This is a genomic window from Oceanimonas pelagia (assembly GCF_030849025.1).
In the GTDB taxonomy this organism is placed as follows: domain Bacteria; phylum Pseudomonadota; class Gammaproteobacteria; order Enterobacterales; family Aeromonadaceae; genus Oceanimonas; species Oceanimonas pelagia.
In genome coordinates, this window is sequence record NZ_CP118224.1 from 3,412,791 (window position 1) to 3,425,024 (window position 12,234).

The window sequence follows — 12,234 nt, forward strand, 5'->3', positions numbered from 1 at the left end:
ATCCTCTCACCCCGCTCAGGCCAGGGTGTTTCCGCCTTTTTTGGTCTTGCCGGACGCATGGCCGGATGACCCGTTCTGTTTCGGCGCCGCCGCCGAATCGCGTGTTGGCTCCATCTCTTCCAGTCTGGGCTCATCCACGTCCTCAAAGGTGGTGCCGGTCAGTTTCAGGTAGTTGACCTGAATGATCCGTATGGTGGTGAGGGTGAACGAGATGGGAAAGATCAGGTACAGATAGGCCATGGACCAGTCCAGCGCCGGCGAGTAGAAGGTGAATTCCATCATCGACTCGATCACCTCGATGCTTTTCAGGGTCATCAGGGTGTTAAAGGCAATCCAGAACAGGTCTCCCACCAGTTCCACGCCCTTGCGCATGCCGGGGGGCATCATGCGCAGGTGAAAGGTCACCCGGTTATGGGCCGACAGCCGGGCGGCATAGGAAGCCCCCAGGAACACGAACCAGACAAAGGCAAAGCGGGACAGCTCTTCGCTCCAGGGGATTCCGTAGTTGAATACCACCCGCAGGATCACCTGCACAAACAGCAGCACCACGAACAGGCAGAGCAGAAGCTGACATAGGTAATTTTCCAGCTTGTCCAACTGCAGCATCAGCTTACGCATAGCAAGGCTCCAACAAAGAAGGCGGAACGGCGGCACCGCAGCCCGCCCTTTTGGGTATGTGCGGGCCCGTTGCCGGGCCCGTCTGCTTACAGGTACAACAGCCTTACTTCAGCTGCTCCAGTACGGCGTCGAAGTTCTCCTTGCCGCCGATGGTGTCGTAGAACTCGGGCCAGACCTTTTCCTTGGCCAGCTTGATCCACTGGTCTTCATCTTCCAGGGTCGATACTTCCATGCCGTTGTCGATCATGTTCTGTTTGGCCTTGTCCGCTTCCGAGATCTGGAAGATCAGGGCGTGCTGCTGGGCCTCCAGGCCGGCTCGGGTGAGAATGTTTTTCTCTTCGTCGCTGAGCTTGTCAAAGGTGCGCTTGCCGATCAGCAGGGGCTGCAGCGAGTACTGGTGGTGCACCTCGGTCACATAGTCCTGCACCTCGTAGAACTTCATGGTGTTGTTGACGATGTAGGGGTTGTCCTGGCCGTCCACCACCTGCTGCTGCAGGGCGGTAAAGGTTTCGGTCCAGGCCATGGCGATGGGGTTGGCGCCCCAGGCCTTCCAGGTGGCCAGCATGATGGGGTTTTGCGGCACCCGCACCTTCAGGCCCTGTACGTCCTGCAGGTTTTTCACCGGGCGCCTGGAGTTGGTCAGGTGGCGGAAGTTGGAGTAGGTCCAGCCCAGAATGTTGACGCCCACCTGCTTTTGCGCCAGCTGGTTCCAGTGATCCCCCAACTGGCCGGTGGTGATTTTCACCGCGTCCGAGGTGTTCTTGATCACGTAGGGCATGGTCAGAATGCCCAGCTCCTTGGAGAAGGGGGTGACGTTGCCGATGCCGACCAGGGCCATGTCGAGGGAGCCGAGGCGGGCGTTCTGCACCATTTCGGTCTCGGAGCCGATGGCGCCGTTGGGGTACAGGGTGATCTCGATATCGCCGTTGGAGTAATACTCCACCAGATCCTTGAAGCGGCTGGCGTAGGCGCCCTGATCCGAGTCGATGGGGTCACCCATGCCCAGGCGCATGGTCTTGGCGCTGGCCAGCATGGGCATGGCGGTGGCGGCGCAGGCCAGGGACAGGGTCAGGTACTTGGCGACTTGCTTCATGGAGAACATATTCATTACCTCACTGTAGGTTTCGGGTTTGACTTCCGTGCAAAGGGAACGTGTTCAGTTTGCGTGGGCGCCGGGGGCGGCGGACGAAAACAGTTCGTCGCAGACCTCGGCAATAATGCGTGTGATCAGCCGGCAGTCGGCCTCGTCAAAGGTCAGCGGCAGGCGCATGTCGCACATGGTGGCCAGCACCCGCTCGGTGTGCGGCAAAGACGGTGGTTCACCCAGGTATTGCCAGCTGTCGAAGCGGCTGGTGTAGCCTTTCGGGTCCGCATCGCCAAACCATTTCAGCGGCACACCGCGGGCTTCGCAGCGTTCCAGAAAGCGGCGAATGTCGGCTTCGCGCTGATCCGGCAGAGAAAACTGAATCGAGCTGGCGACAAACTGCTCGGCGGCAGGACGCTCCGGCAGGCGAAGGCAGGGAATCTGCCTCAGGCCGGCTTCGGTCACCCGGTACAGGGCATTCCAGCGCCGGCACTGCTCGTCCAGGCCGGCCAGCTGGGGGCGCAGAATGGCGGCGCGCAGGTTGTCCATGCGACCGCTGTAGTTGGGCGTTTCAAAGCGAATGCGGGCAAAAACATCCCTGGGCGGTGCCGCCAGATGCCGCTCGTAGAGCATGTAGGAGCCGGAGTAGATGATGGCCCGGGCCATGACCTCGTCGTCGTCGGTGGTCAGAAAACCGCCTTCGCCGGAGTTCATGTGCTTGTAGGTCTGGGTGCTGAAACAGCCCACCCGGCCAAAGCTGCCGCTCTTTTTGCCGTTCCAGCTGGCGCCCATGGTGTGGGCGCAGTCTTCTATCACGATGACGCCGTGACGGTTGCAGATGGCCATCAGCCGGTCCATGTCGGCCAGGTGGCCGCGCATGTGGGACAGCAGCAGGTAGTGCACGTCTTCGGCGGCGGCCTTGTGTTCAAGGTCGTCCAGATCGATGGTGAAATCGTCGGTGGTTTCCACAAACACCGGCACGCCGCCGGCGTTGTGAATGGCGCCGGGCACCGGCGCCAGGGTAAAGGCATTGCACAATACCTTATCGCCCGGCTGCACGCCCACGGCGCGCATGGCCACGTGCAGGGCATAGCCGCCCGAGGCGCAGGCCAGGCAGTAGCGGCTGCCCTGATAGGCCGCGAATTCCTGCTCCAGCAGCTCGGTTTCCGTGGCCTCGCCGGCGGCGGCGTTGTAGCGGTGCAGGCGGCCGCTGCGCATCACGGCCACCGCGCGCTCGATGCCCGCTTCCGGAATGGGCTCCTGCTGGGTGAAAGACTTGTTGAAGGTGGTCATAACTTCTCCCGGGGGCAGGTGCATGCACCTGCCCGTCTGACTCAGCAATAACGCTTCTGATCGTAAACGTGGAAATCCCACTCGGTCTCGGGGAAGTACTTGCGCAGGCGCCAGTCACAGGCGCGGGCGTGGCCTTCCATGCCTTCGGTGCGGGAGATGCGCGAGCCGGCGGCGCTGAACACCAGGTTGGCCTCTTCGCTCAGCTCCTGATAGGTCAGCACCTTCATGAACTTCTGCACGTTCAGGCCACCGCTGTAGCGGGCCGCCTTCTTGGTGGGCAGAATGTGGTTGGTGCCGGAGCACTTGTCGCCGTGAGATACCGTGCTGCCCTCGCCCAGGAACAGGGAGCCGTAGTTGTTGAGGTTGGCCTTCCACCATTCCAGATCGTCTGCCAGCACCTGCAGGTGCTCACAGGCCCACTCGTCGCTGATTTTGGCGACTTCTTCCCGGCTGTTGCCGAGGATGACCACACCGTGATCGCGCCAGGCCGCCTCGCACACTTCGGCATTGGGCATGTCGGCAATCACCTTGGGCATGATCTCCAGCACCTTCTCACCCAGCTCGCGGCTGTCGGTAAACAGCCACACCGGGGAGTTGGGGCCGTGCTCGGCCTGGGACACCAGATCCACCGCTATGGTCATGGGATCGGCGTTTTTGTCGGCAATAATGGCCGACTCGGTCGGGCCGGCAAAGACATCGATGCCCACCTCGCCGAACAGCATGCGTTTGGCTTCGGCCACGTAGGCATTGCCCGGCCCCACCAGAATGTCGGCGGGGCGGCCGGTAAACAGGCCATAGGCCATGGTGGCCACGGCGTGCACGCCGCCCATTTCCAGAATGACATCGGCGCCGGCCACGTGCATGGCATAGGCCACGGCCGGGTTGATGCTGTCGCCGCGGGGCGGTGAACAGGCCACGATAAAGGGCACGCCGGCGGCCTTGGCGGTGGCCACGCTCATCAGCGCCGAGGCGGCGTGGGCGTAACGGCCACCGGGTACATAACAGCCGGCACACTGCACCGGCAGCACCTGCTGGCCCAGGCGTACGCCTTCTTCGGTTTCAATTTCAAAGGAGGTCAGGCTGTCGCGCTGGGCTTCGGCAAAGCGCTTGATCTGGCGGTGGGCAAAGTCGATGTCGTCCTTGACCTGCTGGGGCACCTGGTCGATCAGGGCCTGCTTTTTCTGCTCGGTCAGAACGAAATCGCCCTGCCAGTTATCAAACTGTCTGGCGTATTCACGCACCGCGGTTTCACCGTTGTGGCGAATATTGGCCAGCATGTCCTTGACCACGCCCTGAATGCGCTCATCTTCCTGTGCGACTTCGCTTTCCGCCGCCGCTCTCTTGAGATATTCCATGGTATGTCACCTGTTAATTAAAACGTGCCAACTGGCTGACAACTGCGTCCGTTGGGGTGAACGGCCGGGCTGCGGCCGTTCGGGTCAATCAGTAGTACTTGGCAAAACCAAAGGCATCACGGTAGCCGAACAGCGCCTGTGCGCCGCCGGTGTGCAGGAACACCACGTTTTCGCCTTTCTTGAAGTGGCCCTTGCGGATCAGGTCGATCAGACCGGCGCCGCCCTTGCCGGAGTAAACCGGGTCCAGCAGAATGCCTTCGTGGCGGGCAAACAGTTCGATGGCTTCCAGGGTGCTGGGAGCGGGAATGCCGTAGCCTTCACCCACGTAGTCGCAGTTGGCGACCACGTCTTCACGCTTGACGGCGCCGGGGATGCCCAGCTTCTCGGCGGTGCGCTCGGCCAGACGGAACACGTTGGCTTCCTGCTGCTCGCGGGGAACCCGCACGCCGATGCCCAGCACCGGAATGCGGCTGTTGCTGCCGGACAGGCCGGTCACCAGGCCGGCCTGGGTGCCGGCGGAGCCGGTGGCGTGCACCACGTGGTCAATGCGCAGACCGGCGTCGTTGGCCTGGCCCAGCAGTTCCAGGGCGCAGTTGACATAACCCAGGGCGCCGATTTCGTTGGAGCCGCCACCGGGCACGATATAGGGTTTCTTGCCGGCCGCTTTCAGCTCGCCGGCCAGCTCTTCCATGGCCGCGTTCATGTCGGTGCCGCCCGGATACTTGCGCAGCTGGCCGCCAAACAGCTGATCCAGCATGACGTTGCCGTTGTAGTTGTAGTCAACGTCTTCGGAGCCGGTACGGTCCTCCAGCAGAATGTGGCACTCCATGCCCAGCCTGGTGGCGATGGCCACGGTCTGGCGGGCGTGGTTGGACTGGGTGGCGCCCTGAGTGATGATGGTATCGGCGCCCTGCTCCAGGGCATCGGCCATCAGGAATTCGAGTTTGCGGGTCTTGTTGCCGCCGCCGGCCAGACCGGTACAATCGTCACGCTTGATCCACAGGTTCGGACCATCCAGCAGCTTGGTCAGTTGATGCATCGGCTCCAGCGGAGTGGCCAGGTGAGCAAAGTGCAGACGGGGATAACGAGCTAGATGCATTTTAACATTCCTCTTCGTTTTGAACATGCGCAATACATTTGGTTAACAACTTCATGGTGAAAGAATCACCGCTGCACGACCAATGCTATATTGGCTTCGCCCCTGGTTACTTTTGGGCATAGGGCCAAAACGAGACTGTAAGGAATTGTTTTTAATGGAATTAAAGTGGTTGAAGGACTTTGTGGCCCTGAGTGAGCACGGCAGTTTCTCCAAGGCGGCCGAGGCCCGTTTTGTGACCCAGCCCGCATTTAGCCGGCGCATTCGCTCTTTGGAAAACTGGCTGGGGGTGGCGCTGGTGGACCGGGACAAGCACCCCACCACCCTGACCGCCAGCGGTCAGGCGTTTGTGGAGGAAGCCAAGCGCATGATCAACGACACCTACCGGGTGCGCAAACGGCTGCAGGGCCAGGAAATTCAGAAAAGCCTGGTGTTTTTTGCCCAGCACTCGCCGGCGGTGTCGTTTTTCCCTCACTGGATCCGCACCCTGGAGCCGCTGGTGGGCAACACCCTGGTCAAGCTCAGCACCGGCAACCTGCACGATCTGACCGAGTCCTTTATGGCGGGCATGGGGGACTTTCTGCTGAGCTTCTCGTCCGCCGGCGACATGGGCCAGTTGTCGCGCAACGACACCACCTGCATTCAGGTGGGCACCGACCGGCTGGTGCCGGTGTCGGCGCTGACGCCGGAAGGCACGCCGGTGTTTTCGGTCAACGGCAGGACCCCGCTCAAGCTGCTGGCCTATCCCGACGATTCCTATCTGGGCGGGCTGGTGAAGGAATTTTGCCTGAACAAGCTGCCGCCGGACTTTCAGTACAGCATAGTGTGTGAAAACGCCCTGGCGGAAGGGCTCAAGGCCATGGCGCTGCAGGGCTACGGCGTGGCCTGGCTGCCTTACGGGCTGATCCAGAACGAGCTGGCCCAGGGCCAGCTCGTGGTGTTGCAGGACGGCTTTCACACCGTGGATCTGCGCATTCTGCTGTATCGGTTCCGGCATACGGTCAAGCCGGAAGTGGATATCTTCTGGCGCTACCTGCTTGAGCTGTACAACCTCAGTTATGCCGAGCAGTTTCCCGGGATGCGGCCAGTGTCCTGACCCTTGCTCAGGGGGCGGGCAGCGCCCGCACCGCCTCGACAAGGTTGCCGGGCAGACCGGCGGCGGGGTAGGGCACCGGCCCCGAGTACCAGGGCCGGCAGGGCCGGGGCAGCGCCGGCTGGTGCAGCCGCAGCCGGGGGGCGTGCCAGTCGCCCGCCAGCCGGATGGCCAGCTCCCGGCAGCCGGCGTCGTTGATGGCGCCCAGGTCGAGATCCAGGCTGCCGCTCAGGTTCACCTCACCCCGCAGGGCCAGCAGGTGGCGCACGCTTTGCACGGCACTGCCGTTGAGGCGCCAGCGGCCGTCACGCACCGGGCCGTGCAGATCCAGCCGGTACAGAAAGCCGTCGTTCTGTCGCATGTCGAGCGCCGCCAGAGCCGCATCCACCTGTTTGGGCGTGGCGTAGTCTTCGCCCAGACGGTTGCGCAGCCAGGCATCCAGCCCCAGCTGTTCCACAAAGATGTCCCGCCCGTCCAGGGTCAGTTCTCCCTGCCAGCTGGCGGGAGTTCCGGGTTCGCCGGTGAGGCTGGCCCGGATATCGATATCGCCGGCAAAACCCTGGCCGGCCCGCAGCCAGTTGCTGAGATGGCGCAGCTGCCAGTTTTGGCCGGTCAGCTCAAGGTGGGCTGTATGGGGAGCATACGACGCCATGCTGCCGCTGAGAGTCAGGTGGCCGTCGAGCCAGTCAGCGGTCAGGGTGTCGAGCAGCCATTGTTCGTCGGTGAGGCGGGCGCTGAACGCGGCCTGGCGCGCGATCAGGCTGTTCCAGGCCAGATCGCCGATGCTGCCTTCCAGCCGGGCCTGTTCGCTCAGGGGGCGCCACAGCCCCGCCGACCAGGCCAGATCGGTGATGAACAGGTTGCCGTCCAGCAACGACAGCGGCAGTGTGTCGTCCAGCGACAGCAGCTCGGTGCGGCTCAGGTTGAGTTTGTGAATGCGTACCTCGGGCAGGGACCAGGTGATGTCGGGTTGCCACACCAGCTTGTTGCCGGCCAGTTGCAGTTCGTCGATATCGAGCCGTCCCTGGCCGGGATACCAGCCCAGTTCGGCCTCGATGCTGCCTTCCCAGGCCTGGCCGTTCAGGCGCATACCCTGACGCTCACCATCTCCCAGCCAGTGCAGCCGGTGCTGGTCCAGGCGCAGCCAGTCGAGGGTGGCCTCGTCCGCCTGCCAGTTGCCCCGCCCTTCGGGCAGGCTGCGGCCGTTCCATTCCAGATCCCGCAGTTCGCCGCGCATGCCGTTGACGGTGAGCCGCGGCGTGGTCAGGCTGACGTCGTCGAGTGCGGCCCGGTTCAGCAGCAGCCGCCAGCCGTCGGGCAGGGCGGGGGACTCACCAAGCTGCAGCCTGACCTGACTGAATTGCGGGCGTTCCAGCCGCAGCTCGCGCTGGCGGGGGTCCAGTACCAGCCGGCCGCTGACCAGACCGCCGAACAACCGGCCGCGCACATCGTCCAGCTCCAGCCGGCCCTGACGCAGCTGGCCGCCGGCATCCAGTTGTGCCAGCTCCAGCGCCGGGTGGGACAACTGGCGCAGGCGGACGCTGAGGCGGGCATCCGCCTCCCATTGCCACTGGCCCTGCCGCCTGGGCTGCCAGTCCCGGAGCCTGAGCTCGATGCCGCCGGCCTCCCAGCCCTGGCCGGCCAGGGCGAGATTTTTGGTATTGAGTTCTTGAATGTGAATGTCGGCCAGGCTGGCGGGCAGGGCGGGTGCCTGGGCCCGCTCCAGGTTGAGCCTGCCGTCTATGATGTCGAGAATGGCGACCTCGGTGCGGCCGGCCAGGGGGGCGAGCTGCTCCAGCTCCAGGTAGATCTGGCGGGCGCTGAACCAGTCGCCCAGGCGCACGTCTTCCGCCAGCAGCTTGTAGGGCGACAGCGGGTTGAATTCCAGCCGGCCCACGCTTAGCCCCAACTCGGTGTTTTCGTTCAGCCAGGTGAGCACCGGTTTTTTCAGCTGGTTGACGTCCAGCACGTTCAGCAGCAACCAGCCGCCGAGCAACAGCACCAGCAGCCCCGTCAAACCTCTTCTGGCCAGCTTTTTCATCAGATTATCCCTTTAAAATCCGCTGCTTGTATCATACCCGTGCAGGGCTGCACCGGAAACAGCTTCACACCTTGCCGTAGTGATCCCGAGTGCCGAGCCAGCGCCGGATCAGCGGGGCCACGCAGCCGGGGTGGTGGTCGGCGAGATGGCGGGCCAGCCGCTGCACCTCGGGCAGCAGCGCCTGATCCCGCACCAGATCGGCAATCTTGAGATCTGCCAGGCCGGTCTGGCGGGTGCCCAGCAGCTCCCCCGGACCGCGAATTTCCAGATCCTTCTGGGCGATGACGAAGCCGTCGTTGGTGTCGCGCAGCACCCCCAGCCGCTGGGTGGCGGTTTTTGACAGGGGCGCATGGTAGAGCAGCACGCAGTGGGAAGCGGTGGCGCCCCGGCCCACCCGGCCGCGCAGCTGGTGCAACTGGGCCAGGCCCAGGCGCTCGGGGTTTTCGATGATCATCAACGAGGCATTGGGCACGTCCACTCCCACTTCAATCACGGTGGTGGCCACCAGCAGGTCCAGCTGGCCGTCCTTGAAACCGGCCATCACCGCCTGCTTTTCCGCCGCCTTCATACGGCCGTGCACCAGTCCCACTTTCAGCTCCGGCAGGCGGGCCGACAGGGCGGCGGCGGTGTCTTCCGCCGCCTGGCATTCCAGCACGTCCGACTCGTCAATCAGGGTGCACACCCAGTAGGCCTGCCGGCCCTCTTCACGGCATACTTGTCGTACCCGCTCGATCACCTCGTCGCGCCGAGTGTCGGGAATGGCGACCGTGGTGACCGGGGTGCGCCCGGGGGGCAGTTCGTCGATGATGGAGGTGTCGAGATCGGCATAGGCGGTCATGGCCAGGGTGCGGGGAATGGGGGTGGCGGTCATGATCAACTGGTGCGGATAGTACTCACCCTGGCTGCCTTTTTCCCGCAGGGCGAGGCGCTGGTGCACGCCAAAGCGATGCTGTTCGTCGATGATCACCAGCTCCAGGGCGTTGAACTGCACCTGCTCCTGAAACAGGGCGTGAGTGCCCACGATCATCGCCAGCTCGCCGCTGGCGAGCTGTTCCAGCTGCTCGGCCCGGGCCTTGCCCTTGACCTTGCCCGCCAGCCAGCCGACCCGAATGCCCAGGGGCGCCAGCCAGGCGGCAAAGTTGGCGGCGTGCTGCTCCGCCAGCAGCTCGGTGGGGGCCATCAGTGCCACCTGGCCCTGATTGCCGATCACCTGCAGTGCCGCCAGTGCCGCCACCAGGGTCTTGCCCGAGCCTACATCCCCTTGCACCAGCCGCATCATGGGCACGTTTTTGTGCAAATCGGCGCCGATTTCCGCCACCACCCGTTGCTGGGCCCCGGTAGGGGAAAACGGCAGCCGGGCCAGAAAGTCGTTTACCAGTGTCTCGGCGGGCGGCAGGGCCCGGGCCCGGTGGGCCTGGCCCTGCTCGCGCACCTGCAGCACCGACAGGTTGTGGGCCAGCAGCTCCTCCATTACCAGCCGCTGCTGGGCCGGATGCTGGCCTTGTTCAAGCTGGTCCAGCGCCACATCGGGCGGTGGCCGGTGCAGCAGGCGCACGGCGTCGTTGAGGGGCAGTTGCCGGCGATACAGGCCCGGAGGCAGCAGCTCGGCCAGCGGGGTTTGTTCCAGCAGGGCAAGGGCCTGATCGGTGAGCTGGCGCAGGCTTACCTGGCGCAGGCCTTCGGTGGTGCCATACACCGGCGTGAGGCTGGTTTCCGTGCTGACCGGGTTGTCGCCCTGCAGCAGGCTGTATTCCGGGTGAATGATCTCCAGGCCGTGATGGCCGGGGCGAATTTCCCCAAAGGCGCGCAGCCGGGTGCCGGCGGTGAGGCTGTTTTTCTGGGCGGCGGCAAAGTTGAAAAAGCGCAGGGTGAGGGTGCCGCTGTGGTCTCGCAGCCGGCACAGCAGCATGCGCTTGCGGCCGTAACTGATGTGGCTGTCGACCACCTCGCCCGCCACCGACACATGCATGCCGGGCCTGAGCTCGGCTACCGGGCAGATTTGGGTGCGGTCCTCGTAGCGCAGCGGCAGATGAAACAGCAGGTCCTGCACCGTTTCCAGACCCAGCCGGTGCAATTTTTCCTGCATTTTGTCGCCCACCCCCTTGAGCAGGCTCAGCGGCATTTTGTCCAGCTTCATGGCGGCCCTTTACTGTAAATATGTACAGAGAATAGCAAAGCCGGATTCAGAAGGGGACTGCCATTCCCCGCTCCCGAGTCCCCGCCTCCGGTTTTTCAGAGCAGGCGTTTCAGCAGCACATTGGCCTGGGTGCGCTGCACCCGCTTGAGCAGCCGTTGCACCGGCTCCGGGTAGTCGCCGAGCTGCTCGATTTCGGTGAAGTGGCCCAGCCGCCGGCAGTGCTGCAATATGTTGGCCTTTTCGGCTTCAAACTCGGCCTGCAGCTTGTGTTCCGGGTCCTGCAGCAGCAGGCCGTTTTCCAGATCCAGCCCCCAGGCGCGGGGATTGAGGTTGTTGCCGGTGATCATGGCCAGATCATCGTCCACGAACAGCCCCTTGAGGTGATAGGAGTTGCGGTCGTGGTGCCAGAGCATGATGTTGAGCTTGCCCTGATAGATAAAGGTCTGGTTGGCCCGGGCAAACCGGCGCAGGTTGGCCTCATACAGATAGGGCAGCCCGCCTATGGTGCGAAACGGCTCTTCCGGTGGAATGTAGAAGTCGTTGGCGGTCTTGTCGCCGATCACCAGGGTGACTTCCCGCCCTTTTTTGAGCTGGCTGCGAATGTCCCGGGCCAGGGACTTGGGCAGGTTGAAATAGGGGGTGCACAGGAACAGCTTTTCCTTGGTGCCCCGCACCAGGGTGCGTATGGTTCGGTTGAGCTTGTTGCCGCGCTTGCCCAGGCCCGCCAGTGGGGTAATGGCCACTTCGCCGGGCCGGCGGGGCTGGTGCTCAAACAGGTACTGGCCCCGGCGCAGTTGCTGGCGAAACTGGCGAATGGGCTGGCGCAGCCGCCGCGCGGTGGGAATGTCGGGCCGGTTCAGGGCCGGCACCGCCGGATTGTGGGTAAACAGCCGGTCCACATAGTCGATCATGGCATCGGCCAGACCGGCGTCGGTGATCTCGTGGTAGCGATCAAAGCGGTAACGGCCGTTCTGGTGCAGGTAGATGTCGTTGAGGCTGGCGCCGGAATAGAGCAGGGTGTTGTCAAACACAAAGCCCTTGAGATGCAGCACCCCCAGCAGCTCCCGGCCCTTGACCGGCACCCCATAAATGGCGATGGGATGCGCGTAGCGTTGGGCAAATTCCTGATACATCAGGTGGTTGCCACTCTGGCCCTGGTGACCGATAAGCCCCCGTTGGGCCCGGTGGAAGTCCACATACAGGCGCACATCCAGTGCCGGATTGGCCTGCTTGGCCTCGTGCAGGGCGGTGAGAATCTCCCGGCCGGCGTCGTCGTCCTGCAGGTAGAGCGCCACCAGACAGATGCGGGTTTGTGCCGAGGCGATGAGCGCCAGCAGCCGCTCCTTGAAGGCGGCGGCGGAGTGCAGCACCCGTACCTGCCCGGCATCCACCGACAGGGCGGGCAGGCGCTGCAGCAGGCTTCGGTAATAGTTGGCTAGTTGCATAATGAACCTGGTTTATGACGTTGCCGTTTAAGACCATACTCAAACGACAAAATTCGGTGCAGTTTACCGAAT

At 63.5% G+C, this 12,234-nt stretch carries 9 protein-coding genes; 1 reads left to right on the forward strand and 8 read right to left on the reverse strand.

What is annotated here, in order from left to right; all coding sequences use genetic code 11:
- Positions 1–15 precede the first annotated feature (15 nt).
- The 5 genes from PU634_RS16325 to cuyA form a co-directional block, all read right to left on the reverse strand.
- Entirely contained in the window at positions 16–618 is a 603-nt protein-coding gene (locus PU634_RS16325) for a TRAP transporter small permease (RefSeq protein WP_306761896.1), read from the reverse strand.
- Positions 619–721: 103 nt separating this feature from the next.
- Positions 722–1,711, reverse strand: a complete 990-nt coding sequence (locus PU634_RS16330; protein ID WP_306761897.1) for a TRAP transporter substrate-binding protein — start codon at positions 1,709–1,711, stop codon at positions 722–724.
- Between the two features lie 63 nt (positions 1,712–1,774).
- Complete coding sequence (locus tag PU634_RS16335; protein WP_306761898.1) at positions 1,775–2,995, reverse strand: DegT/DnrJ/EryC1/StrS family aminotransferase; 1,221 nt, start codon at positions 2,993–2,995, stop codon at positions 1,775–1,777.
- A 41-nt stretch (positions 2,996–3,036) separates the two neighbouring features.
- Positions 3,037–4,350, reverse strand: coding sequence for a histidinol dehydrogenase (hisD, locus tag PU634_RS16340; RefSeq protein ID WP_306761899.1), 1,314 nt, complete (start codon positions 4,348–4,350; stop codon positions 3,037–3,039).
- An 88-nt stretch (positions 4,351–4,438) separates the two neighbouring features.
- On the reverse strand, positions 4,439–5,449 hold the full coding sequence (gene cuyA / locus PU634_RS16345) for a D-cysteate sulfo-lyase (protein WP_306761900.1): 1,011 nt from the start codon (positions 5,447–5,449) through the stop codon (positions 4,439–4,441).
- Positions 5,450–5,603: 154 nt separating this feature from the next.
- On the opposite strand from cuyA, the gene PU634_RS16350 reads away from it, so the two are divergent.
- Positions 5,604–6,542: a LysR family transcriptional regulator gene (locus PU634_RS16350; protein ID WP_306761901.1), complete on the forward strand. Its 939-nt coding sequence runs from the start codon at positions 5,604–5,606 to the stop codon at positions 6,540–6,542.
- Between the two features lie 7 nt (positions 6,543–6,549).
- On the opposite strand, the gene PU634_RS16355 is transcribed toward PU634_RS16350, so the two are convergent.
- The 3 genes from PU634_RS16355 to pssA all read right to left on the reverse strand — a co-directional run bounded on the left by PU634_RS16355 (position 6,550) and on the right by pssA (position 12,162).
- The gene (locus PU634_RS16355) at positions 6,550–8,580 is read right to left on the reverse strand and encodes an AsmA family protein (protein ID WP_306761902.1); all 2,031 of its coding nucleotides are present in this window, start codon (positions 8,578–8,580) and stop codon (positions 6,550–6,552) included.
- A 64-nt stretch (positions 8,581–8,644) separates the two neighbouring features.
- Positions 8,645–10,717, reverse strand: a complete 2,073-nt coding sequence (recG, locus tag PU634_RS16360; RefSeq protein WP_306761903.1) for an ATP-dependent DNA helicase RecG — start codon at positions 10,715–10,717, stop codon at positions 8,645–8,647.
- Between the two features lie 95 nt (positions 10,718–10,812).
- The gene (pssA, locus tag PU634_RS16365; protein ID WP_306761904.1) at positions 10,813–12,162 is read right to left on the reverse strand and encodes a CDP-diacylglycerol--serine O-phosphatidyltransferase; all 1,350 of its coding nucleotides are present in this window, start codon (positions 12,160–12,162) and stop codon (positions 10,813–10,815) included.
- Positions 12,163–12,234 lie beyond the last annotated feature (72 nt).

Bases quoted from the DNA above. Each gene is read 5' to 3' on its own strand.
- PU634_RS16325 (WP_306761896.1), bottom strand. From the start codon at position 618: ATGCGTAAGCTGATGCTGCAGTTGGACAAGCTGGAAAATTACCTATGT.
- PU634_RS16330 (WP_306761897.1), bottom strand. From the start codon at position 1,711: ATGAAGCAAGTCGCCAAGTACCTGACCCTGTCCCTGGCCTGCGCCGCC.
- PU634_RS16335 (WP_306761898.1), bottom strand. From the start codon at position 2,995: ATGACCACCTTCAACAAGTCTTTCACCCAGCAGGAGCCCATTCCGGAA.
- hisD (WP_306761899.1), bottom strand. From the start codon at position 4,350: ATGGAATATCTCAAGAGAGCGGCGGCGGAAAGCGAAGTCGCACAGGAA.
- cuyA (WP_306761900.1), bottom strand. From the start codon at position 5,449: ATGCATCTAGCTCGTTATCCCCGTCTGCACTTTGCTCACCTGGCCACT.
- PU634_RS16350 (WP_306761901.1), top strand. From the start codon at position 5,604: ATGGAATTAAAGTGGTTGAAGGACTTTGTGGCCCTGAGTGAGCACGGC.
- PU634_RS16355 (WP_306761902.1), bottom strand. From the start codon at position 8,580: ATGAAAAAGCTGGCCAGAAGAGGTTTGACGGGGCTGCTGGTGCTGTTG.
- recG (WP_306761903.1), bottom strand. From the start codon at position 10,717: ATGAAGCTGGACAAAATGCCGCTGAGCCTGCTCAAGGGGGTGGGCGAC.
- pssA (WP_306761904.1), bottom strand. From the start codon at position 12,162: ATGCAACTAGCCAACTATTACCGAAGCCTGCTGCAGCGCCTGCCCGCC.